The organism is Kitasatospora sp. NPDC001683 (assembly GCF_053596495.1).
Window position 1 is genome coordinate 1 of sequence record NZ_JBSFGK010000013.1, and the last position, 22,182, is coordinate 22,182.

Here is a 22,182-nt window from a genome sequence, read left to right on the forward strand (position 1 = left end):
CGGTCTCACCGCAGATCGGGGTTGGGGGGTACCGGCGGGCCACCCGCGGGGGGGCGGGACCCCACGATTACTGGGCGTTCAGCCGATAGCTTCGAGACGACCTGCTGCTGCGGTTGCCGCCGAAGAAGGTTCGGTGGCAACCGCCCTGACGCCGCACCAGGAGCGCCCGCATATCGAGCCGCGTGATGAATTGAGCTGCGGCCGCCTCATCCTCCTGATTTATCCGCCACTGGGGCAGCCGCGGACCTGTCGGCGCGCACTTGATCAGCGCCGGAAAGAGTCAAGTGCGAACCCGTCAGACTGAGCCTGCGATCACGGCGAGCAACCATCGAAACCATAGTTGTGACTGCCAGAGCAGACATAAAGGTAGGAACAACGCAGCTGGTCACCAGTTCACGACGCCAAGCGGCCTCCGCCCCAGCGTCGAACCGTGAAACCGTGAGACGGGTGTGAGAGGCATGCCCCGGAGAACACCGAAGGCCGCTTCCTCGCGAACACGAGAAAACGGCCTCTGACCTGCGACAATGGGACTAACCCCAGTCGGGACGACAGGATTTGAATCTGCGATCCCTTGACCCCCAGTCAGGAATGGCTCTCCTTTTCCTGCCTGAAATGCGTTCGCCCGCACGTCGTGCGCGTGCAAACCAGCGCACTGCGTGCACCTCGTGCGGCAGTGCGCATGACGTGCGGTCCCCAGCTGGTCCCCAGGTCAGGGGCTTGACGGAGGGTCCGGGTGGTGTTCATGTCTCCAGGGTAGCGCCACTACGGCCGTGGATCCAGCGATTCCCACGGATCGCCCAGAAAGTCGCCGGAAAGGGAGTCCAGCACCGCCGAGCGAAATCAATCCGACCTGGCCGAAGGCCAGCCAGAGAATAGCCGTCGTAAATCCCGGAATCCCCGATGCTCTGCGGGCTCACGGGAATTCTCTGTGCTCGCCGTGGCGCATTCCGAAGACCGCTCCGGTCTGCGCTGGGTTTCGTCGCCGCCCAGCCGCACAACGCCGCCGCCCGCCGACGGGCGCTCGGGGGCGCGCCCGTCGGCGGGCGGCGGCTGTGCCGGTCGGCTCCCCCCAGGGGAGGTGTGAAGTCGGCCGGTGGCTCTACGCGGAGGCGATGGCGGTGAGGACCCGGGTGCGGGCCGCCTTCATCGCAGGGAGGACGGCGGCGGCGAGTCCGGCCAGGGCCGCTCCGACGAGCACCGCGAGAATGGTGGTCCACGGGATGCCGAGCGCGGTGATCCCATACAGCGTCAGAGCCTTCTGCCCGGCGATTCCCCAGGCCAGACCCAGGCCCAGGCCGAGCAGGGCGCCGTGCACCGCGATCAGTACGGACTCCAGGCGGATCATCCGGCCCACCTGGCCCCGGGAGGTGCCGACGGCCCGCAGGAGGCCGATCTCGCGGGTGCGCTCGATCACCGAGAGGGCGAGGGTGTTGATGACGCCGAGGACGGCGATGACGATCGCGAGGGCGAGCAGGGCGTAGACCAGGTAGAGGACGGTGTCGACCTGGCCGGCGATCGACTTCTTGTAGTCGGCCTGGTTCTGCACGGTCACCTGGGGGTAGCCCGCGAGAGTGCTGTCCAGGGCGTTCTGGACGTGCTGCTTGTCGGCGCCCGGCGCGGTGTTGAGGTAGAGGGCGAAGTCCTGGGCCTCGGGGGCGAAGCGGTTGAGGGTGTCGAGGGAGACCTCCCAGCTGCCGCCGTCCTTGCCCGCGCCCGCCGGGGGCTTGGAGATCGCGCCGACGGTGAGGGTGCCCACGTTGCCGTTCAGGAAGTGCAGTTCGACCTGCGAGCCGATGCTCAGGTGGTCGGCGTCGGCGGTGGTCTGGTCGACCATCACCTTGCCCGCCGCGACATCGGCGGTGGAGCCCGCGACGTACTGCGGTTTGACGGCCTGGTCGACCGTGTTGGTGTCGACGCCCGAGACCACGAGCTGGAACCCGTTCAGGTGGGCGACGGCGTAGCGCTGGCGGGTGACGGCCTGGATGCCGGGGACGGCCTTGACGTGGTCGGTGACCTCGTGGCCGATCGGGGTGGCGCCGTTGCCGGAGAGGACGTAGTCGGCGCCGAAGGTGTTGTCGACATCCTTGTTGACGGAGGTGGTGAGCGAGGCGGCGAGGACGGCGACCGCGCCGACCAGGGACAGGCTGATCATCAGCGCGCCTGCGGTGGCCCCGGTACGGCGGGGGTTGCGCACCGCGTTCAGGCGGCTCATCCGCCCGATCGCGCCGAAGAGTGCCGGGTAGGGCGCCCCCAGGCCGTAGACGATCACGCGGGAGAGCGCCGGGCCGAGGACGACCAGGGCGAGGAGGGAGGCGACGATGCCGCCGCCGAGCAGGGCGCCCGCCGTGATGACGGTGGCGTGGTGGGTGGCGGCGCTGTACAGCAGACCCAGGCCCGCCACGAGCAGCACGGTACCGAGCGCGGTGCGCCGGCCCAGCTTCGGCGCGGGCGGCGTTGCCGCTTCGCGCAGCGCGGCCATCGGGGAGATCCGGGCCGCACGGCGAGCCGGAAGGTAGGCGGCGAGCAGCGTGACGATCACGCCGACGGCGTAGGCGGCGATCGGGGTGACGGGGTTGATGACCAGGGCGGTGTCGGAGAGGTCGACGCCGAAGCTGGAGATCAGCGACTTGAGGCCGGCAGCCAGGCCGATGCCGGCCCGGAGGCCGAGGGTGGAGCCGATGACGCCGAGCAGCAGGGCCTCGATGAGGACCGAGCGCATGACCTGGCCGCGTCCGGCGCCCAGGGCGCGCAGCAGGCCGAGTTCGCGGGTGCGCTGGGCGACCAGCATGGAGAAGGTGTTGAGGATCAGGAAGATCCCGACCAGCACGGCGAGTCCGGCGAAGCCGAGCAGGGCCATGGTCACGACGCTGAGGAAGGAGCTGATCTGCTGGGCGGCGGTGGCGGCCTGCTGTTCCTTGGTGGCCACCGAGTAGCCGTCGCCGAGCGCGGTCTTGATCGCCGTCTGGGCGGTGGTGTGGCTGGTCCCTGGGGCGGTGTCGACCGTGATGCCGGTGAACTGGTCGGGCTTGCCGAGCAGTTGCTTCTGGGCGGTGGCGGTGTCGACGTAGGCCATGGTCACGCCGGGGTTGCCGGACTCGAAGGTGACGACGCCGACCAGGGTGCCCGGGGTGGAGCCGGTCGGGGTGAGGATGTGCAGCGGGTCGCCGAGGTGGATGCCCTTGTGCAGGGCGCTGGCCCGGTCGAGGACGATCTCACCACTGTGAGTCGGTGCGTGGCCCTGCACCAGGTGGACCTGCGGGTCGTCGTACCAGTTCTGGCCGAGCGTCGGGGCGCCGGTGGTGGGGCCGACGGGCTTGTTGTCCTTGTCGACGACGGTGAGGTTCTGCAGGCTCACCTGGCCGTGCGCGGCCTTGATGCCCGGGACGGCGGCGACCTTGGCCACGACGCTCGCGGGCAGGGTCGGGGTCTCGCCGGACAGGCCGCGGTCCTCGACCTCGGGGGTGAAGGCCTGCTTCGGCTTGACCGTGACGTCGGCGGCGGTCGAGCTGGAGATGTTCGTGAACGCGACGTTGATGGTGTCGGAGAACACCAGGGTGCCGGACACGAACGCCACGCCGAACAGGACGGCGAGGGTGGACAGCGCCATCCGGCCCTTGTGGGCCAGGAAGTTGCGGATGCTTGCCTTGAACATGCGTCAGCTCTTCCGTCCGGCGCCGTCGAACCTGCGCATCCGGTCGAGGACGGAGTCCGCCGTCGGGTCGAGTAGCCCGTCGACGATCCGGCCGTCGGCGAGGAAGAGGACGCGGTCGGCGTAGGAGGCGGCGACGGGGTCGTGGGTGACCATCACGATGGTCTGCCCGAGGTCGTCCACCGAGCCGCGCAGGAAGCCGAGCACCTCGGCACCCGCGCGGGAGTCCAGGTTGCCGGTCGGCTCGTCGGCGAAGATGATCTCCGGCTTGCTCGCCAGCGCACGGGCGCACGCCACGCGCTGCTGCTGGCCGCCGGACAGCTCGGTCGGCCGGTGCTTCAGTCGCCCGGCCAGGCCGACGGTGTCGATCACCTTGTCCACCCACGCCTGCTCGGGCTTGCGGCCGGCGATGTCCATCGGCAGGGTGATGTTCTCCAGCGCCGTGAGGGTGGGCAGCAGGTTGAACGCCTGGAAGATGAAGCCGATCTTGTCCCGGCGCAGCTGGGTGAGCTTCTTGTCCTTCAGCCCGGTGATCTCGGTCTCTCCGATGAAGATCTGCCCGCCGGTGGCGGTGTCGAGCCCGGCCAGGCAGTGCATCAGCGTGGACTTGCCTGAGCCGGACGGGCCCATGATCGCGACGAACTCCCCGCGCTCCACGCTGACGTCGACGGAGTCCAGCGCCACGACCCGGGTCTCGCCGGAACCGTACGCCTTGGTCAGGCCCTCGGCGCGGGCCGCGATGGCCTGTTGCGACGTTGCTGTGCTCACCGCACATCCTCCTGGGTTCGCTGCCCCGGCACGCACTTGGTCGCGTAGGCATGGCAGACTCTGGGCAGGCAGTAGCTTCTACGAGAACGTAGAATTTCTACGTTGAATGTAGAAGATAGCGCAGGAGGTGACCAAGTCCGTGGGCGTGCACGAACCCACCACAGCCACGGGGCGGGGCAAGGGCGAACTAGAGGCCGAGATCCTCGCGGCCCTGCAACAGGCGGCCCCCGAGGCGCTGACCCCGGGCGAGGTGCTCGAGCAGGTCGACGCCCGGCTCGCGTACACCACCGTCGTCACCGCGCTCACCCGCATGCACGACAAGGGCCTGCTCACGCGCGCCAAGCGCGGCCGGGCCTTCGCCTACACCGCCCTCGCCGACGATTCAGGCCTTGCCGCCCGCAAGATGCGCCGGGTCCTGGACGACGGCAGCGACCGCGAGGCCGTCCTGACTCGCTTCGTCGACGAGCTGTCCGACGCCGACGAGGACTTCCTTCGCCGGCTGCTGGACGGCGGCAAATAGGGCCCGCCGGATGCGCGTCGCTGTCTACCTGCCACTGCTCTTCCCGTTGCTGGCCGCGCTCGTCGCCCGGCCGGTCGGCGAGAAGCTGCCGCCCCGCCTGGCGACCTGGCTGCTGACCGTCGGTGCCCTGGTGCTGGCCGCCGGGAGCACGGCGGTCCTCGGCATGCTCGCGATCACCGGCCTGATCCGCATCCCGTTCCTGGCCCGGCTCGCCCAGGACCACTGGTCTCCGTACGCGGCCCAGCACCACGACCCCGCGTCGTTCTCCGTGGCCGTGCTCGCCGGCGTGCTGTTGACTGCCGCAGCCGTGCTGGCGGGCCGCATGCTCTGGCGCCGGTCCCGAACCCTCGCCCAGGCCGCCCGCGAGGCCGCCTGCCTGCCCGGCCGCGACCAACTCGTCGTCGTCGACGACCCGGCCGCCGAGGCCTACGCCATACCCGGACTTCCCGGCCGCATCGTGGTCTCCACCGGCATGCTGGACGCCCTCGACCCCGCCGAGCACCAGATCCTGCTCGCCCACGAGCGCGCCCACCTCGCCCACCACCATTACCTGTTCGTCGCCCTCGCCCAGTTCGCCGCCGCCGCGAACCCGCTGCTGCGGCCACTGGCCACGACCGTCACCTTCACCGTCGAACGCTGGGCCGACGAGAGCGCCGCCGCGGCCGTCGGCGACCGCGAACGGGTCGCCCGCACCGTTGGCAAGGCCGCCCTCGCCGCCCGCCGCACCCGTGCCCGCAACCGCATCCCCGCGGCAGCCCTCGGCCTGCTCGGGCGCCTCGGCCGCCTTCGCCCGAACACGCTCGGCCCCGTGCCACGCCGGGTCACCGCTTTGCTCGTCCCCGCCCCGCGCCGCCACATCTGGTCCGCCGCCGCGCTCTCCGGCCTCGCCGCCGCGACCGCCCTCTGCGCGGCCGAGGCCGCTCATGATCTGGAGGCACTCCTGGAGCTGGCCAAGCACGCGGCCACGGGCAGCTGACGGCCCCGGCACGAGGACGTTCAGCCGGACCTGCCCCATCGCTCAGGAACGTCGCGTCCGGGCGGGGTATCGTCGTTCGGCGCGGATGTCGGCCTACGATATCCGCCAGCCCGAGCCGGAGAGGGACCCGTAGTGCACACCACCGCGCGACCGGCGACAGCCCGGCTGCTGGCGGTGTGTGCCCTGCTGCTCGGACTGTTCCTCATGCACGGCGCCCCGGTCTCGACCGGCGGGTGCCACGAGCCCATGGCCATGGCCATGGTGGCCCCCGTCATGGCACCGGAGGCCCACACTCACCCGAACGCCTCCCCCGCGCCAGCCGTTGTCGGCCCCGCGGCCCACCTCGCGGCGGGCGCCGACGCGACGGGCAGCGACTCCTGCGTCTCCACACCCGCCCACGACCGCCTGACGGTCGACACGCCGCCGCTGCTCGCGATCCTCGCCCTCGCGCTGCTCGCGGGCTGGGCCCCGGCCTGGCGTCGCGCCCTGACGACAGTGCTGCGCCGCCGTGGCCCGCCGACCGGTGGCCGCTCTCTGCTCCTTCTGGTGTCCGTCGCGCGGACCTGACGGGGCCCGCCGGACCTCACAGCCCGAGGTCTCGGCGCCGGTCCCGTTCACACCGCGCCCCTTTGGCGTGCCCACCAGGAAGAGCTCTCTGTGATGTCCTCCTCCCGTCTGCCCCGCCGCCTCGCCCTGGCCGCAGCCGCCACCGCCGCGCTGCTCACCGCCGCGCTGACCGCCTGCGGCTCCTCCGGCATGGACCACGACATGTCCGGCATGAACCACGGCACGACTTCCGCCCCCGCCTCGGCGTCCGCGACGCCCGGCTCCGAGCACTCCATGCCGGGTATGCCGGGCATGGATCACAGCTCGACGCCCGGCATGGAGGGCAGCAGCGGCCTGTCCGACAACCAGGCCGGCTACCGCCTCACTACGAGGGACACTACCGTGCCCGCGGGCAAGCAGGCCGACTACGCCTTCACGATCACCGGCCCGGACGGCAAGCAGGTCACCGACTTCGCCGTGGAACAGACGAAGCAGATGCACTCCTACGCCATCCGCTCCGACCTCACCGGCTTCCAGCACCTGCACCCCACCATGGCCACCGACGGCACCTGGACCGCGCCGCTCGCCGCGCTCACCCCCGGTACCTGGCGGCTGTACACGTCGTTCACCCCGAACAGCGGCGACGGCAAGGGCAACTCGCTGGTCCTGTCCCGTACCGTGACCGTCGACGGCGCCGCCTCCACCGAGCAGTTGCCCGCCGCCTCGGCCACGGCCGAGGTCGACGGTTACACCGTCACCGTCAAGGGCTCGCCGATGGCGAACATGGCCCACGAGATGACGGTCAGCATCGCCAAGGACGGCAAGCCGGTCACCGACCTCCAGCCCTACCTCGACACCTACGCCCACCTCACCGCGTTCCACGCCGGGGACCTGGCCTTCGCGCACCTCCACCCCGAGACCACCGTCAACGGCGACCACGGCGGCCCGGACCTCACCTTCCACGCCGAGTTCCCCCAGTCCGGCGACTGGCGCCTGTTCCTGCAGTTCCAGACCGCTGGCCAGCTTCACACCGCGGCCCTGACCCTCAAGGTCAGCTGAACCAACGGCTCGGGGTGCCGCCCTCCCGGCGGCACCCCGAGCCGCGTCACCGCCGGCGCTGTCGTACGTCAGCAGGGCGTGCGCGACGATTGCCGACGGCCGGGCCGTCTGTACGGGCCGCATGATCGGCAACGAGGACCTGCCATCTCCGAACGGCCGGTCAGTGAGCCGGGCGGTGATGCCCGAACGCCTCACCGGCACCGGCAGGGTCGGCGCGTAGGCCGGTGAGGGTGACCGCGACCAGCCGCTGGACGGACTCGGGTGACGGGAGACTGGCCGCGGCAGCGAGAGCGAAGAGACAGTAGTTCGCGAGCTCGTCCGGGGTGACGTCGTCCCGGCGATCGCCGGCCGCAGCGCCCTCGGCCAGCAGGTCCCGGACGAGGCCGTTGAGCTGCGCGGCGGCATGAGCGGTTCGATCACCGTCGCGCAGCAACGCAGAAGGGGGAGTCACCGCCGTTCGCAGGTCGGCAGAAGATGCGAGTTGAGCGCGCAGCCTGGTATTGCGCCAGTCGTCGCTACAGATAGATCGCACAGCCTCCATCCCACGGGGCAGCAAGCACCCAGATGATCGCGCTGCGTACAAGGCTTCTGGAGCCAGACCCGCAATTCGGATGGCTGCATTCACGGAGCGCAGAAAATCTGGTCAGGCCTGTGTCATGGCGTGCTGGCTGTGTTCGGCGCTTGTAGGAGCCCGACAGCGACAGCCGCTTGAAGTGAATGGGTATGAACGATGGGGTGGTGCATACCTGGTCAGCGGACCGGGTGGAGGGCGGCGGTGTCGTCCGTGCGGAAGTCCAGGCTGCTGGTCACGTCGATGACGCCGTCCACGCTCCGGCACAGGCGCTCCACGACCGACACCAGTGCGCGGTGCTCGACCGTGCCGGTCAGTGTGATCCGGCCCTCGTTCACCCGGACGTCGACGCAACCCGGGGCGAGTCCCAGGGTGCGGTCGAGAATCTCGTGCGTGATCTCCTCGCGGATCGCCCGGTCCTGGCGGAGGAAGACGCGCAGCAGGTCGCTGCGGCTGACGATGCCGACCAGGCGGCCGGCCTCGTCGACGACGGGCAGGCGCTTGAGGTGCTCGCGCTGCATCAGGCGGGCGGCCTCAACCACGGTCCACTCGGGCCGCCCGCACACCGCCGGGCTGGTCATGAGGCCCTCGGCGGTGGTGGCCTGACTGCGGGTGTGCTCACCGGGCGACAGCTGCGGGGTGAGCAGCAGCCCAGCGGGGTCCTCCTGGGCGGCCTCGTTGAGCAGCAGGTCGGCTTCGGAGACCAGGCCGACCGGCCGCTCCTCGTGGTCCAGGACGGGCACCGAGGTGATGTCGTGCTCGGCGAGCAGGCGGGCGATCTCCTTGAAGCCGGTGTCGGGCCGGACGTGCACGACGGCCGTGGTCATAAGTTCTCCCACGATGCGGTGCCGCATGGTTGGCTCACTCCTTCTGTGGTGCCGGCGGCCCCGGGGCCGCTCGGTCGGGTGTGGTGGGTGCGGTGTGGCGCCCGGCTCAGATCCGGACGGGCGGTGTCGTGCGGTCGGGTGTTCAGACGGCCGTGTGGCGGACCACGACGACGGGGCACGGCGCGTGCTGCACGCAGTGCCCGCTGACGGAACCCAGCAGCGCGCCGACGAAGCCGCCATGGCCTCGGCTGCCGACGACCAGGAGGTCGGCGCCCCGAGCCGCGTCCAGGAGGCAGGACACGGCGCCGCCCTCCAGCACCCGGGGCCGGATCGCGACCGGGCATTCCGGGCCGGCCACCTGCGCGATGGCGTCGTCGAGCACCTTGCTCATCAGGGTGGCGAGGTCCTCGTCGGCCTGGATCGGCACGGTCCAGCCGGTGGACACCGGGTACTGCCAGGCGGTGAGCGCCTCGATGACGGCGCCGCGGGTGCGGGCCTGGTCGACGGCCCAGCGCAGCGCGTCGATCGAGGACGGGGATCCGTCCACGCCGACGACGATCCGGTGCTGCGGTTCATTCTGCTCGGTCACGGTGCTTCTCCCTGTGTTGTGGTCATCTCCACCATCGGCTGACCGGCGCGTGGTGGCGAAGGGCCGAGGGGGCCGCTGTGGCGGGACCTTCAGCCCCGGCGCGGGACGACTGCCGCGCCTCGGGACCGACGGACCTTCCGAACAGGGCCCATGAGTCCCTGCCACCGCCTCGCTCATTGCGGTGCAGTTGGTGCGCGAGACGAAGCCGCCACAGGAGTGGCCGCGATGTGGAGGCAGGTATGGAGCGCGAGGGGCCGGCCATCGAGCTAGCCGGACTGAGCAAGTACTACGGCCGCAAGACGGGTGTCGACCACCTCGACCTCGCCGTGCGGCGCGGCGAGATCTTCGGCTTCCTGGGCCCCAACGGCGCCGGGAAGACCACCACCATCCGCTGCCTGGTGGGCTTGCTGCGGCCGAGCGCCGGACGGATCCGGCTGCTGGGCCTGGACCCGGTCGCCGACCACCGGCGCCTGGCCCCGCGCCTGGGCTACCTGCCGGGAGAACTTCGCCTGTACCCGGAGCTGACCGGTGCTCAGACGCTGCGACTGCTCGGCGACCTTCAGGGCGCCGCGACGTCGCGGCGCGCGGAGCTGTGCGAGCGGCTCGGGCTGACGGTCGCCGACTTGGCCCGGCCGGTGCGGGAGTACTCGCGCGGTATGAAGCAGAAGCTCGGCCTGGTCCAGGCGCTCCAGCACGATCCCGAGCTGGTGGTGCTGGACGAGCCCACCGAGGGCCTGGACCCACTGGTCCAGGAGGTCTTCTTCGCGCTGCTGGCGGAGGCGTCGCACGCGGGACGTACGGTCCTGCTGTCGAGCCACGTGCTGCCCGAGGTGCAGCGCGCCTGCGGCCGGGTGGCGCTCGTGCGGGCGGGGCGGCTGGTGGCGGTGCGGGCCGTGTCCACCCTGCGGCAGGAGCGCGCCAGGCGGGTGCGGCTGGTGCTGGCCGACGGACTGGGTGCCCGGGGGCTGGGGTCGGCGGAGCGCTGGTCACCGCGCTGGCACGGGGACGAGGTCCAGTTGCTCGTCCCGCCGGCGGAGTTGGTCGCGGGACTCCGCGAGCTCCTGGTCGCGCTGCCGGTGGCGGACCTGTCGGTGGAGGAGGCCGGGCTGGACGAGGCGTTCCTCGACCTGTACCGGCAGGATGTCGAAGCAGCGGAGGTACGGTCGTGAGAGCCCGGTTCCCCTTGTTCTGGCTGGCTCTGTACCGGCGCCGCCGAATGGTGGCGTTCCTGGTGGCGGGCATGGTCGTCTTCGAGGCACTGATCGTGGCGGTCATCCGGGCGGTGCCGCCGACGCAACTGTTCGCCGGTTCCGGGCCGGCCGGACCGGGTGCGTTGAAGGCGTTCTCCGGTTCGACCGGCGATGTCTCCATCGCCAGCTACGCCGGACTGCTCGGGGCCGGTCTGGTGCACCCGTTCTGGATCGCCATGCAGCTGACGGCGATCGGCTCGTTCGCGGCAGCGGCGGTCGCAGCTGACGTCGAGTCCGGCACCGTCGAGCTGCTGATGGTCCGTCCGGTCTCGCGCCTGCGGCTGCTGGCCGAGCGGACCTTCGCCGTGGTCGCGGCCTCGCTGGCGCTCAACGCCGCCGCCACCCTGGCGGTCGCCGGTGGCGTGGCACTTTCCCCTGCCATCCACCACGCGGTCCCGCTGCGCGGCGTGCTCGCGGCCGGCCTGACGGGCTGCGCGTTCACGCTGTGCCTGTCCGGGCCGGCCCTGGCCGTCTCCGCCGCAGCTCGCCACCGGGCCCAGGTGATCGGCGCAACCATCGGGCTGGGGGCCGTCGGCTTCGCCGTCAACTTCATCGCCATGGCCTGGCATCCGGTCGCACCGCTGCGGTACCTGAGCCCGTTCCACTACTACACGCCCGGTGACGCACTCGCCCACGGGACGATCGTCTGGGGCTCGTTCGCCGTCCTGGTCGCCGTCGGGGCCGCCGGGATCGCCGCCGCGCTCCCGCTGCTGCAGCGCCGCGACTTGTCGCCCTGACGGCCGACCTGCCCGAGCTGCCGGGACCGTTGTTCCGCCACCGGGACCAATGGCCCACAGACCCGGACCTCAGCCGGGAGCAGGCTGGGGTCCACACCCCGATCGGCGCACCGCCGCAGCCGACCGATTCCGAACACCACAGCAGCACAGCAGAGTTGAGGAGAACTCCAATGGCGAAGGCATACCTGGTCGGCGGCGGCATAGCCGCCCTCTCCGCAGCGGCGTTCCTGATCCGCGACGGCGGCTTCACCGGCAGCGACATCCACGTCTTCGAGGAGCAGGAGGAGGTCGGTGGCAGCCTGGATGCGGGCGGCACGCCGGAAGCGGGCTACACGATGCGCGGCGGGCGGATGTTCGAGGCCCAGTTCCGCTGCACGTACGACCTGCTGTCCGGCATCCCGTCGCTGGACGACCCGGCGATCTCCGCCACGCAGGACATCATGAACTCCCACGAGGAGTCCCCATGGGACGACGCCACCCGACTGGTCGGCGCGGGAGGGGAGATCCGCGACGGCCACGCCATGGGCTTCTCCGAGCGCCACCGCCTGGAGCTGGTCGCCTGCCTGGCCACACCCGAGCGGATGCTGGACGGCAAGCGGATCACCGACTGCTTCAGCGAGGGCTTCTTCACCACCGACTTCTGGTACATGTGGTGCACCACCTTCGCCTTCGAGCCCTGGCACAGCGCGATCGAGTTCCGCCGCTACCTCAGGCGCTTCGTCCACCTGTTCCCGGAATTCGAGACCATGTCCGGGATCTACCGCACCCGTTACAACCAGTACGACTCGATCGTCCGCCCGCTGACCGCCTGGCTGCTGGAGCGCGGGGTGCGGATCCACACCGGCCACCGGGTGACCGACCTGTCCTTCCGAGCCGGGCCTGGCACGAGCGTCGAGCGCATCCACTTCACGGGTGCCCACGCCGACCTGCCGGTTGCCCCGGAGGACCTGGTGTTCGTCACCAACGGCTCGATGACCGCCGACTCCACCCTCGGCTCGCACACCGCCCCGCCGGAAGGCCCGCGCACCTCGCGCAGCCCCTCCTCCTTCCTGCTGTGGCACCGACTCGCCCGGGGCCGCGAGGACTTCGGCCGCCCGGAGGTGTTCGACCGCAGCGTCGCCGACTCCACCTGGGAGTCCTTCACCGTCACCGCCAAGGACCCGGCCTTCCTGGACTGGATGGAGACGTTCACCGGCCGTGCCACCGGTCGGGGCGGCCTGCTCACCCTCACCGACTCCCCATGGCTGCTCACCGTCGTGGTCAACCGCCAGCCGGTCTACCAGCAGCAGCCCGACGGCGTGTCCGTGTGGTGGGGCTACGGGCTCTTCCCCGACAAGCCCGGCACCTACGTCCGCAAGCCCATGCGGGAGTGCAGCGGGGAGGAGATCCTCCAGGAGGTCCTGCACCACCTGGCCGTGGACGCCGCCACCGCGGAGCGCGTCGCCGAGGCGTCCACCGTCATCCCCTGCCTGATGCCCTACATCACCAGCCAGTTCCTGGTCCGCCGGCACGGCGACCGGCCGCCGGTCGTCCCGGAGGGCTCCACCAACCTCGCCTTCATCGGCCAGTACGCCGAGGTCCCCGACGACGTCGTCTTCACCGTCGAGTACTCCGTGCGCACCGCCTGGACCGCCGTGGCGCAGCTCCTCGGCCTCGACCGGCAGCCCCCGGCCGTCCACAAGGGCCACCACGACCCGCACGTCCTGGCCCAGGCCCTGCACACCATGCACCGCAAGTGACGGTAGGAGGTCCGGGCCCTGGGCCCGGACCTCCACCGAGCCCGCCCGCGGCCTCGCGCCACCCCAGCACACTCGCACATCACCAACTCACCATTCCGGCAGCAGAACCAGCAGAGGAGCCCACCATGGCCGTCCACCACGCCCACACCCCCCGGATGCCCCACCGCTTCACGGCCAGGCTCCACCACCTCACCGCACAGCCGGCTGAGCGAGCCGTCGCTGGCACGACGGCGTCCGCAGCCATGGCCCTGGCGCTGGCCGCCGCCCGAGTCAGCCTCGGCTTCGTGTTCCTGTGGGCGTTCCTCGACAAGACCTTCGGCCTCGGCTACGCCACCAGGAACGCCAACTCGTGGCTCAACGGCGCTTCACCGACCAAGGGCTTCCTCAGCCACGTGTCGGCCGGCCCGCTCCGGTCCACCTTCCACCACTGGGCCGGGCAGGCATGGGCCGACTGGCTGTTCATGCTCGGCCTGCTCGGTATCGGCCTCGCCCTCATCGGCGGGATCGGCCTGCGGATCGCGGCGGCGAGCGGGACCCTGCTGCTGGCCATGATGTGGGCCGCCGAGTGGCCGCCCGCTCGCCACCTGGCGAACGGCGCCGCCAGCGGCTCCAGCAACCCCGTCGCCGACTACCACCTCGTCTACGCCCTGCTGCTGATCGTGCTGGCCGCCGCCTCCGCCGGCGACGGCTGGGGGCTGGGCCGCCGCTGGGCCGCTCTCCCGGTCGTGCGCGACCACCCCTGGCTGCGCTGACCCACCGCACGCAGTGGCCGACCGCGACACGATCGCGGTCGGCCACTGCGTTTCTCTCTGGCACGGGTTCACAGGAGCCGGTTCCGGTGAACAAGGCCAGGCACCGAGACACCGGGGAAAGCCGTCAGCGATGACCAGCGGCGTCGGCCAACTCGCGCGTCCCGCCACCCGGATCGGCGCTACCCGAGCACTGGCACACACCATGAGCACGACGAAGCTCCCCGGTCGGTCGGGTGGGTCTCGACCGACCGGGAGCGAATGTGGCTTGCGCGATCAGACGGTGTGCAGCCCATGGGCGGCGAACACCGCTCGGGCCGCGGTCAACTGGTCGCGGGTCGGTGTCGGGGCGTCGGCGAGGGTGAACTCCAGGCCGAGCGCGCGCCACTTGGCAGCGCCGAGCTTGTGAAAGGGCAGGACGTCGACCCGGGTGACGTTGCCGAGGGAGGCGGTGAAGGCTGCGACGCCCTCGATGTTCTCGGCGAGGTCGGTGAGCCCTGGAACGAGGACGAAGCGGACCCAGACCTCTGCGCCGAGGCCGGCCAGCCGGCGGGCGAAGTCCAGGGTGGGGGCGAGTCGCTGCCCGGTCAGGTGCCGGTAGGGCGCGCGGTCCCAGGACTTGATGTCGAGCAGGACGAGGTCGGTGTCGGCGAGCAGCGTGTCGGTGGCGCGGGCACCGAGGAAGCCGGAGGTGTCCAGGGCGGTGTGCAGGCCGAGTTCGTGTTTGAAGCGGTGGAGCAGCTCGCCGGTGAGAGCCGGCTGGAGCAGCGGCTCGCCACCGCTGATCGTCGCCCCGCCGCCGCTGGCGCGGATGAACTCGGTGTACTTGGCCGCCTCCTGGACGATCTCGTCGGCGGTGGTGCGTCGGCCGTCGCGCAGGTGCCAGGTGTCGGGGTTGTGGCAGTACAGGCAGCGCAGTGGGCAGCCTGCCAGGAAGGCGACGAAGCGCGTGCCCGGGCCGTCGACTCCGGTCGACAGGTCCCAGGAGTGCAGCATGCCGGTCACCGGGCACACCCCCGTCCTGCCCGCGGGCGGACAGGACGGGGGTGTGGCGACGCCGGCCGATCCGGGGATGGAGGCTTCGGTCATTCCGGTTCTCCTTGCGCAAAGGCGCGGTGCCGACACCCGTGGTCGGGGAGGGTGTCGGCACCGCGTGCTGGTGGGCGCGGCTACAGCGCGCCGTGGAAGGTGCGGCCGATCACGTCGAGCTGCTGCTCGCGGGTGAGGCGGACGAAGTTGACCGCGTAGCCGCTGACCCGGATGGTCAACTGGGGGTGGTTCTCCGGGTGTTCCATGGCGTCCAGCAGGGTCTCGCGGTTGAGGACGTTGACGTTCATGTGGAAGCCGTGGCAGGTGGTGTACCCGTCGAGCACGCCGACCAGGTTGGCGATCCGCTCCTCCTGCGTGCGCCCGAGCGCGTCGGGGGTGACGGTGTTGGTGAGCGAGATGCCGTCCTCGGCCTGCTGGTAGGGGAGTTTTGCCACGGACAGGGCCGCAGCGACGTATCCGTGGCGGTCGCGTCCGTTCATCGGATTGGCGCCCGGGGAGAACGGTTCGCCGGCCTTGCGGCCGTCCGGGGTGGCGCCGGTCTTCCTGCCGTAGACAACGTTGGAGGTGATGGTCAGTACGGACTGGGTGTGCTCGGCGCCTCGGTAGGTGGGGTGCTTGCGCACCTTCGCCATGAACTCCTCGACCAGCCGGACGGCGATCGAGTCGGCCCGGTCGTCGTTGTTGCCGTACGCGGGGTAATCGCCCTCGATCAGGTAGTCCACGGCGAGCCCGGTCTCGTCCCGCACGGGCCTGACCTTCGCGTGCTTGATGGCGGAGAGCGAGTCTGCGGCCACCGAGAGCCCGGCTATCCCGCAGGCCATGGTGCGGCGGACGTCCCGGTCGTGCAGCGCCATCTCGATCCGCTCGTAGGCGTACTTGTCGTGCATGTAGTGGATGACGTCCAGCGCGTGGACGTAGGTCTCGGCCAGCCACTCCATCTGCTGGTCGAGCTTGGCCAGCACGGCGTCGTAGTCGAGCACCTCGTCGGTGAGCGCGCCCGTCTCGGGGCCGACCTGGGCGCCGGACTTCTCGTCCCGGCCGCCGTTGATCGCGTAGAGCAGGGTCTTGGCGAGGTTGACCCGGGCGCCGAAGAACTGCATCTGCTTGCCGACGGCCATCGCGGAGACGCAGCAGGCGATGGCGGTGTCGTCGCCGAAGCGCGGGCGCATCAGTTCGTCCGACTCGTACTGGATGCTGGAGGTGTCGATGGACACCTTGGCGCAGAACTCCTTGAACCCTGGCGGGAGTTGCGTGGACCAGAAGACGGTCAGATTCGGCTCGGGGGCGGGGCCGAGGTTGTAGAGGGTCTGCAGGTAGCGGAAGGAGGTGCGGGTCACCAGCGGCCGTCCGTCCTCGCCGATGCCGCCGATGGACTCGGTGACCCAGGTCGGGTCGCCGGAGAACAGCTCGTCGTACTCGGGGGTGCGCAGGAAGCGCACGATCCGCAGCTTGATCACGAAGTCGTCGATCAGCTCCTGCGCCTGCTCCTCGGTCAACCGGCCCGCGTCGAGGTCCCGTTGCAGGTAGATGTCGAGGAAGGTGGAGGTGCGGCCGAGCGACATCGCGGCGCCGTTCTGCTCCTTCACGGCGGCCAGATAGGCGTAGTAGAGCCACTGGGCCGCCTCGCGGGCGGTCGTGGCCGGGCCTGAGACGTCGTGTCCGTAGCTCGCGGCCATCTGCTTGAGCTCGCCCAAAGCCTTGATCTGCTCGGCGAGTTCCTCGCGCTCCCGAATGGTCTCCTCCAGCCGCGACGGGTCTCGCGGCAGCTGGTCCAGTTCGGCCTTCTCTGCGCGCTTGGCCTCGATCAGCCGGTCGACGCCGTACAGCGGCACCCGGCGGTAGTCGCCGATGATCCGGCCGCGGCCGTAGGCGTCGGGCAGGCCGGTGATGACGCCGGCCTTGCGGGCGGCGAGGATGTCGGGCGTGTAGGCGTCGAAGACGCCGTCGTTGTGGGTCTTGCGGTACTCGGTGAACACCTTCTCCAGGTCCGGGTCGACCGGGTAGCCGTAGGTCCTCAGCGCCCCGGCGACCATCCGCCAGCCGCCGTTCGGCATGATCGCGCGCTTGAGCGGGGCGTCGGTCTGGAGTCCGACGATCAGCTCCCGTGCCCGGTCGATGTATCCGGGCGCGTGTGCGGTGATGCCTGCGGGGATGTCGTGGGCGACGTCGTACACCCCCTTCGCACGTTCCTCGGGGAACCGGTCGGTGATCTGCTTCCAGACCGCGAGGGTCCGCTCGGTGGGCCCGGCCAGGAACGAGCCGTCTCCCTGGTAGGGGGTGTAGTTGTGCTGGATGAAGTCGCGCACGTCGATCGTCTCGCGCCACCGGTCGCCCTGGAATCCGTGCCAGGCGGTCGCGGTTCCGTGCTGCTGTCCGGTCATGGTCGGTCTGTCCTTCTCGCTCGGGTGGTGGTCAGGACTGATCGCCGTAATAGGCCTGGCGCATCAGCTGCTGCATGTCGGTGAGCAGCGGCATCCGGGGGTTGGCCGGGGCGCACTGGTCCTCGTAGGCGTTCATCGCCTGCTGTGGCAGGGCGGCCAGGAAGGACGTCTCGTCCACGCCGGCTTCCTTGAAGGAGCGCGGGATGCCCACCCGGTCGCGCAGTTCCTCGACCGCGGCGGCCAGGGACTCGACGCCCTGCTCGGGGGTGCCGGCAGGCAGTCCGAGCATCCTCGCTATCGCCCGGTAGCGCTCGGGGGCCACGTAGCTGCGGTACTTGGGCCAGCTGGTGACCTTGGCCGGTGCCGTGCCGTTGTAGCGGATGACGTGCGGCAGCAGCAGCGCGTTGGTCCGGCCGTGGGCGACGTGGAAGGTGGCGCCCAGGGTGTGCGCCATGGCGTGCACCACACCGAGGAAGGCCGAGCCGAAGGCCATGCCGGCGATGGTGCCCGCGTTGTGCATCTTCTCCCGGGCAGCCGGGTTGTTCGGGCCGTCGGTGACGGCCTGCTCCAGGTTGTCGAAGATCAGCCGGATGCCCTGGAGGGCGAGTCCGTCGGTGAAGTCGTTGGCGTAGACGGAGACGTAGGTCTCGATGCAGTGGGTGAGGGCGTCGAAGCCGGTGTCGGCGGTGACGTCCTTGGGCAGGTGGGTGGTCAGCGCCGGGTCGACGATGGCCACGCTCGGGGTGAGCGCGTAGTCGGCGAGCGGGTACTTCTGGCCGGTTGCGGTGTCGGTGATGACCGCGAACGGGGTGACCTCGGCCCCGGTGCCGGAGGTGGTCGGGATGCACACCAGCTTCGCCTTCTCGCCGAGGTCGGGGAAGGTGAAGGCGCGCTTGCGGATGTCGAAGAACTTCTCCTTCAGGTCGGCGAACTCGACCTCGGGGTGCTCGTACATCAACCACATGACCTTGGCCGCGTCCATCGGCGAACCGCCGCCGAGCGCGACGATGGTGTCGGGCCGGAAGTCGCTCATCAGCTCGGCGCCCCGCCGCACGGTGTCGATGCTCGGATTGGGCTCGACGAAGTCCACCACCCGCACCTCGACCGGCTCCGGGCGGCGGTCCAGGATCCCCCGGATCCGTTCGAGGTGCCCGATCTCCACCATGGTCCGGTCGGTGACGATGACGATCCGGTGGGCGTTCGGCATGCTCGCCAGGTACTTGACCGAGTGGCGCTCGAAGTAGATCTTCGGCGGGACCTTGAACCACTGCATGTTGGTGTTGCGCCGTCCGATCCGCTTGATGTTCAGCAGGTTCAGTGCCGAGACGTTCCCGGCCACGGAGTTGTGCCCGTAAGAGCCGCAGCCCAGCGTCAGCGAGGGGGTGAAGGCGTTGTAGACGTCGCCGATGCCGCCCTGCGAACTGGGCGCGTTCCAGATGATCCGGCACGCCTTGACCGCGTGACCGAACTCCTCGACGAACGCCGCGTCCTCGGTGTGTACAGCCGCCGAGTGCCCCAGGCCGTTGAACTCCACCATCGCCGCGGCCAGTTCCACACCTTCGCAACGCGAGGAGGCGGTCAGCACGGCCAGCACCGGGCAGAGCTTCTCCCGGGTCAGCGGCTCGGTCGGCCCGACCCGCTCCGCGTCCACCAGGATCACCGAGGTGTCTGCCGGTACCTCGAACCCTGCCGATGCGGCGATCTCCTGGGCGCTGCGGCCCACCACGTCGGCGTTCAGCCGCTCCCCCGCGCAGGAAGTCCCGTCCCCGGCTCCGAAGAGGTACCGCTCCAGCAGCGACTTCTCCTCGGCGCTCGCGTGGTGCGCCTTCAGCGTGCGGAACTCGGCGAGCGCCGCGTCGCGGATCTCCGCGTCCAGGATGACGGCCTGCTCGGAGGCGCAGATCATGCCGTTGTCGAAGGTCTTCGACAGCACGATGTCGTTGACGGCCCGCCGGATGTCGGCGCTCCTCTCGACGTAGGCGGGGACGTTGCCGGCGCCGACGCCGAGGGCCGGCTTGCCGCAGGAGTACGCCGCCCGGACCATCGCGTTGCCGCCCGTCGCCAGGATGGTGGCCACGTCCGGGTGGTTCATCAGGGCGTGGGTGGCCGCCATCGACGGCTCCTCGATCCACTGGATGCAGGAGCGCGGCGCTCCGGCCGCCACCGCCGCGTCCCGCACGATCCGGGCCGCCTCCGCCGAGCAGCGCTGGGCGGCGGGGTGGAAGGCGAACACGATCGGGTTGCGGGTCTTCAGCGCCAGCAGGCACTTGAAGATGGTGGTGGAGGTGGGGTTGGTGACCGGGGTGATGCCCGCGACCACGCCGACCGGCTCGGCGATCTCCACGATCCCGTCGATCTCGTCCCGGTGCACCACCCCGACGGTTTTCGTCCGGGCCATCACGTGGGTGACGTTCTCGCAGGCGAAGACGTTCTTCACGGCCTTGTCCTCGAACAGGCCGCGCCCGGTCTCCTCCACCGCCAGGGCGGCGAGGCCGGTGTGCTGGGCCAGTGCGGCCAGGGACGCCTTCTTGACGATGTGGTCGACCTGCTCCTGGGTGAAGTCGGCGTAGTCCCGAAGAGCCGTCAGCGCGTCGGCGACCAAGGCGTCGACGGCGGTGGCGGGTGCCGGGGCGGGGACGGGAGGAGCCGGCTCCTCGGTCTGCGGGCGGCGGGGCATGGCGGGACCACCTTTCGGTTCTTCGTCCGGGGATCGAGCGCCGGCGGGCGTCGCCCGCGCTTCCACTGAGAGCCTTCCCGAGCGGCGCACCACGGGGAGGCGGCCGTTGGGGTACACCTGCGGGCCGAAGGTCCCTCGTTCACAGGCTGCCGGGCCCGGCCACGCCCCGGGGCCCACACGCAGGTGGCCGTGGCAGGACCGGGTGTCGGTCCTGCCACGGCCACCATGGCGTGGTCGATCAGTCGTGCGGCACCACCGCGACCGGGCCGTGCGTGTGGTGCAGCACCGCGTGGGCCACGGTGCCCAGCCCGGGCACGGCCGGCCGGTTCCTCGGGGTCCGCCGGCCCACCACCACCAGGGAAGCGCTGCGAGATGCCTCCACCAGCGCCTTTCCGGCCGGCCAGCCGGTCACCTCGGCTTCCACGCTCACCTCGGGAAACTTCTTCTGCCAGGGCGTCAGCGTGTCCTGGAGCCGGACCAGCGCCGCGGCCGCCAACGCGGCCGTGATCTCCGGCGGATCCAGCGGAGCCGCCGTCACGTACCCGCCGGCGGGCAGATCGCGGCTCTCCAGCACCCGCAGGTTCGCTCCCCGTTCGGCGGCCTTCTCGAAGGCGAAGGCGAGTACCTCGGCGCCGGGCCGGCTGCTGTCCACCCCGACCACGACGTCACCGGGCGCGCCGCCCTGGCCGTCCGCGCCCGCCCTGACCAGGATCACGGGGCATGCGGCGTGCGCGGCCGCGCGCAGCGCCACCGAGCCGACCGCGAGCCCGGTGAGCCCGCCCAGCCCGCGCGAGCCGAGCACCAGCTGCCCCTCGCGTTCTCCGGCGGCGATCAGTGCGTGCACCGGGCTGCCGGGGACGTGCTCGCAGGAGACGTCCAGGCCCGGCAGCACCTCCACGAGGTGGCCGCGCAGGGCGAGCACCGCCCGGGGCAACGACTGGGTCTGGTCCACCGGCGCCGCCGACAGCTCCGGCTCGGCTCCACCGGCGTGGATCATCCGCAGCGCCATGCCGCTCCGGTGGGCCTGGTAGGCCGCCCACTCGGCCGCGGCCGCGCTCTGCGCCGATCCGTCGACTCCCACCACCACGGCATGGGACATGATCACGACCTCCTCCGTTCAGCGGCCGCGGCACCGATGCGCCCGACCTCGGGTCTGACAGACAGCCTCGCGGCCGACGAGGGTCGGCCACAGGGGCCGACCAGTCCCCGGCCGGTACCGAAGGTCCCGGCCGGGGCCGCGGTCATGCCTCGGGCACGACCGCCACCGGGCAGGCGGCGTGGTGCAGGACGGTGTGGGCCACCGGGCCGAGGACACCGGACCCGTCCGCCGTCCGGCGGCCGACCACCAGCAGCCGAGCCTTCGCGGACGCCTCCACCAGCACCTGACCCGGTGAGCCGTCCGCGGTGTCCTCGACGACCTCGACGCCGGGGTGGGCCGCCTTCCAGGGCGCCAGGACCCGGGCGAGCAGGGCGGCCTCGCCATACCGGCGCTCGCCGGCCCCCACCACCGCCGGACCCGCCCCGGCGTGCACGACCCGCAGCGGCAGGCCGTAGCGTCGCGCGGCGAGGAGGGCGAAGTGGAGTGCCGCCTCGGCGGGGCGGCGGGCGTCCAGCCCCACCACCACGTGCTCGCGCGGGTGCGCGCCCGGCTCCTCCACAGGGAGCAGTACCGTGGGACAGCCCGCCCGCGCGGCGATGTGCAGTGCGGTGGAGCCGACCCGCAGCTCCGGGAAGCCGCCGCTGCCGCGTGCCCCGAGGACCAGCAGTTCGGCGTCCTCGCCCGCGGCGACCAGTGCCGAGGTGACGGCGTCATGGACCTCATCGGTGCGGACCGGCAATTGGGGGTGGCGCACCGCGAGGACGTGCCGGACCTCGTGGAGGAGGTCGCCGCTGGGCCGGGCCGGCCGGCTCCAGCTGGGGAGCAGGTGCGGCATCAGGGGAAGGGCGTGCAGTACGCGCAGCGGTCGGTCGCGCAGCAGTGCCTCGCGTGCGGCCCAGTCGGCGGCGGCCAGGCTGGCTTCGGAGCCGTCGACGCCGACGGTGACGGTCAGGTCCATGGTGCTCATCTCCCTTTGGTGGGGGTGCCGGCCGGGC

At 71.1% G+C, this 22,182-nt stretch carries 18 protein-coding genes; 8 read left to right on the forward strand and 10 right to left on the reverse strand.

Annotated features, from left to right (window positions below; genetic code table 11):
• Positions 1-1,099 precede the first annotated feature (1,099 nt).
• Together ACWCYO_RS09650 and ACWCYO_RS09655 are read right to left on the reverse strand one after the other, a co-directional pair.
• The gene (locus tag ACWCYO_RS09650) at positions 1,100-3,652 is read right to left on the reverse strand and encodes an ABC transporter permease (protein ID WP_449783879.1); all 2,553 of its coding nucleotides are present in this window, start codon (positions 3,650-3,652) and stop codon (positions 1,100-1,102) included.
• A gap of 3 nt (positions 3,653-3,655) precedes the next feature.
• Positions 3,656-4,390: an ABC transporter ATP-binding protein gene (locus ACWCYO_RS09655; protein ID WP_449783937.1), complete on the reverse strand. Its 735-nt coding sequence runs from the start codon at positions 4,388-4,390 to the stop codon at positions 3,656-3,658.
• 154 nt (positions 4,391-4,544) lie between these two features.
• Between ACWCYO_RS09655 and ACWCYO_RS09660 the strand changes: the two genes are divergently transcribed.
• From ACWCYO_RS09660 to ACWCYO_RS09675, 4 genes are all read left to right on the forward strand, one after another.
• Complete coding sequence (locus ACWCYO_RS09660; protein ID WP_270142854.1) at positions 4,545-4,937, forward strand: BlaI/MecI/CopY family transcriptional regulator; 393 nt, start codon at positions 4,545-4,547, stop codon at positions 4,935-4,937.
• Between the two features lie 10 nt (positions 4,938-4,947).
• Positions 4,948-5,913, forward strand: a complete 966-nt coding sequence (locus tag ACWCYO_RS09665; RefSeq protein WP_270142855.1) for a M56 family metallopeptidase — start codon at positions 4,948-4,950, stop codon at positions 5,911-5,913.
• A 132-nt stretch (positions 5,914-6,045) separates the two neighbouring features.
• Entirely contained in the window at positions 6,046-6,480 is a 435-nt protein-coding gene (locus ACWCYO_RS09670) for a hypothetical protein (RefSeq protein ID WP_449783880.1), read from the forward strand.
• Positions 6,481-6,573: 93 nt separating this feature from the next.
• Complete coding sequence (locus tag ACWCYO_RS09675) at positions 6,574-7,518, forward strand: hypothetical protein (RefSeq protein WP_270142858.1); 945 nt, start codon at positions 6,574-6,576, stop codon at positions 7,516-7,518.
• A gap of 160 nt (positions 7,519-7,678) precedes the next feature.
• On the opposite strand, the gene ACWCYO_RS09680 is transcribed toward ACWCYO_RS09675, so the two are convergent.
• The 3 genes from ACWCYO_RS09680 to ACWCYO_RS09690 all read right to left on the reverse strand — a co-directional run bounded on the left by ACWCYO_RS09680 (position 7,679) and on the right by ACWCYO_RS09690 (position 9,505).
• On the reverse strand, positions 7,679-7,969 hold the full coding sequence (locus tag ACWCYO_RS09680) for an SbtR family transcriptional regulator (protein ID WP_449783881.1): 291 nt from the start codon (positions 7,967-7,969) through the stop codon (positions 7,679-7,681).
• Positions 7,970-8,268: 299 nt separating this feature from the next.
• Positions 8,269-8,943 (reverse strand): CBS domain-containing protein, encoded by a 675-nt coding sequence (locus ACWCYO_RS09685; RefSeq protein WP_449783882.1) that lies wholly within the window; start codon positions 8,941-8,943, stop codon positions 8,269-8,271.
• A 115-nt stretch (positions 8,944-9,058) separates the two neighbouring features.
• Complete coding sequence (locus ACWCYO_RS09690; protein WP_270142863.1) at positions 9,059-9,505, reverse strand: universal stress protein; 447 nt, start codon at positions 9,503-9,505, stop codon at positions 9,059-9,061.
• A gap of 239 nt (positions 9,506-9,744) precedes the next feature.
• Between ACWCYO_RS09690 and ACWCYO_RS09695 the strand changes: the two genes are divergently transcribed.
• The 4 genes from ACWCYO_RS09695 to ACWCYO_RS09710 all read left to right on the forward strand — a co-directional run bounded on the left by ACWCYO_RS09695 (position 9,745) and on the right by ACWCYO_RS09710 (position 13,983).
• Entirely contained in the window at positions 9,745-10,674 is a 930-nt protein-coding gene (locus ACWCYO_RS09695; protein WP_270142864.1) for an ABC transporter ATP-binding protein, read from the forward strand.
• A 47-nt stretch (positions 10,675-10,721) separates the two neighbouring features.
• Positions 10,722-11,492 (forward strand): ABC transporter permease subunit, encoded by a 771-nt coding sequence (locus ACWCYO_RS09700; RefSeq protein WP_449783883.1) that lies wholly within the window; start codon positions 10,722-10,724, stop codon positions 11,490-11,492.
• 170 nt (positions 11,493-11,662) lie between these two features.
• The gene (locus ACWCYO_RS09705; RefSeq protein ID WP_270142867.1) at positions 11,663-13,231 is read left to right on the forward strand and encodes an oleate hydratase; all 1,569 of its coding nucleotides are present in this window, start codon (positions 11,663-11,665) and stop codon (positions 13,229-13,231) included.
• Positions 13,232-13,356: 125 nt separating this feature from the next.
• Positions 13,357-13,983, forward strand: coding sequence for a hypothetical protein (locus tag ACWCYO_RS09710; RefSeq protein WP_270142869.1), 627 nt, complete (start codon positions 13,357-13,359; stop codon positions 13,981-13,983).
• A 273-nt stretch (positions 13,984-14,256) separates the two neighbouring features.
• Here ACWCYO_RS09710 and pflA read toward each other — a convergent pair whose 3' ends face one another.
• From pflA to ACWCYO_RS09735, 5 genes are all read right to left on the reverse strand, one after another.
• Positions 14,257-15,069 carry a pyruvate formate-lyase-activating protein gene (pflA, locus tag ACWCYO_RS09715; RefSeq protein WP_449783884.1) on the reverse strand — a complete coding sequence of 271 codons (813 nt, stop codon included), beginning with the start codon at positions 15,067-15,069 and terminating at the stop codon, positions 14,257-14,259.
• A gap of 80 nt (positions 15,070-15,149) precedes the next feature.
• Positions 15,150-17,411, reverse strand: a complete 2,262-nt coding sequence (gene pflB, locus ACWCYO_RS09720) for a formate C-acetyltransferase (protein ID WP_449783885.1) — start codon at positions 17,409-17,411, stop codon at positions 15,150-15,152.
• A gap of 31 nt (positions 17,412-17,442) precedes the next feature.
• The gene (adhE, locus tag ACWCYO_RS09725) at positions 17,443-20,088 is read right to left on the reverse strand and encodes a bifunctional acetaldehyde-CoA/alcohol dehydrogenase (protein WP_449783886.1); all 2,646 of its coding nucleotides are present in this window, start codon (positions 20,086-20,088) and stop codon (positions 17,443-17,445) included.
• A gap of 238 nt (positions 20,089-20,326) precedes the next feature.
• Complete coding sequence (locus tag ACWCYO_RS09730; RefSeq protein ID WP_270142874.1) at positions 20,327-21,187, reverse strand: universal stress protein; 861 nt, start codon at positions 21,185-21,187, stop codon at positions 20,327-20,329.
• 142 nt (positions 21,188-21,329) lie between these two features.
• Positions 21,330-22,154 (reverse strand): universal stress protein, encoded by an 825-nt coding sequence (locus ACWCYO_RS09735; protein ID WP_270142875.1) that lies wholly within the window; start codon positions 22,152-22,154, stop codon positions 21,330-21,332.
• Positions 22,155-22,182: the final 28 nt, after the last annotated feature.

What these genes read in the sequence shown, in the direction of transcription:
- ACWCYO_RS09710 (WP_270142869.1), top strand. Translation starts at nt 13,357, where the DNA reads ATGGCCGTCCACCACGCCCACACCCCCCGGATGCCCCACCGCTTCACG.
- ACWCYO_RS09730 (WP_270142874.1), bottom strand. Translation starts at nt 21,187, where the DNA reads ATGTCCCATGCCGTGGTGGTGGGAGTCGACGGATCGGCGCAGAGCGCG.
- ACWCYO_RS09650 (WP_449783879.1), bottom strand. Translation starts at nt 3,652, where the DNA reads ATGTTCAAGGCAAGCATCCGCAACTTCCTGGCCCACAAGGGCCGGATG.
- ACWCYO_RS09665 (WP_270142855.1), top strand. Translation starts at nt 4,948, where the DNA reads ATGCGCGTCGCTGTCTACCTGCCACTGCTCTTCCCGTTGCTGGCCGCG.
- ACWCYO_RS09675 (WP_270142858.1), top strand. Translation starts at nt 6,574, where the DNA reads ATGTCCTCCTCCCGTCTGCCCCGCCGCCTCGCCCTGGCCGCAGCCGCC.
- ACWCYO_RS09705 (WP_270142867.1), top strand. Translation starts at nt 11,663, where the DNA reads ATGGCGAAGGCATACCTGGTCGGCGGCGGCATAGCCGCCCTCTCCGCA.
- ACWCYO_RS09735 (WP_270142875.1), bottom strand. Translation starts at nt 22,154, where the DNA reads ATGAGCACCATGGACCTGACCGTCACCGTCGGCGTCGACGGCTCCGAA.
- ACWCYO_RS09685 (WP_449783882.1), bottom strand. Translation starts at nt 8,943, where the DNA reads ATGCGGCACCGCATCGTGGGAGAACTTATGACCACGGCCGTCGTGCAC.
- adhE (WP_449783886.1), bottom strand. Translation starts at nt 20,088, where the DNA reads ATGCCCCGCCGCCCGCAGACCGAGGAGCCGGCTCCTCCCGTCCCCGCC.
- ACWCYO_RS09700 (WP_449783883.1), top strand. Translation starts at nt 10,722, where the DNA reads ATGGTGGCGTTCCTGGTGGCGGGCATGGTCGTCTTCGAGGCACTGATC.
- ACWCYO_RS09695 (WP_270142864.1), top strand. Translation starts at nt 9,745, where the DNA reads ATGGAGCGCGAGGGGCCGGCCATCGAGCTAGCCGGACTGAGCAAGTAC.
- pflA (WP_449783884.1), bottom strand. Translation starts at nt 15,069, where the DNA reads ATGACCGAAGCCTCCATCCCCGGATCGGCCGGCGTCGCCACACCCCCG.
- pflB (WP_449783885.1), bottom strand. Translation starts at nt 17,411, where the DNA reads ATGACCGGACAGCAGCACGGAACCGCGACCGCCTGGCACGGATTCCAG.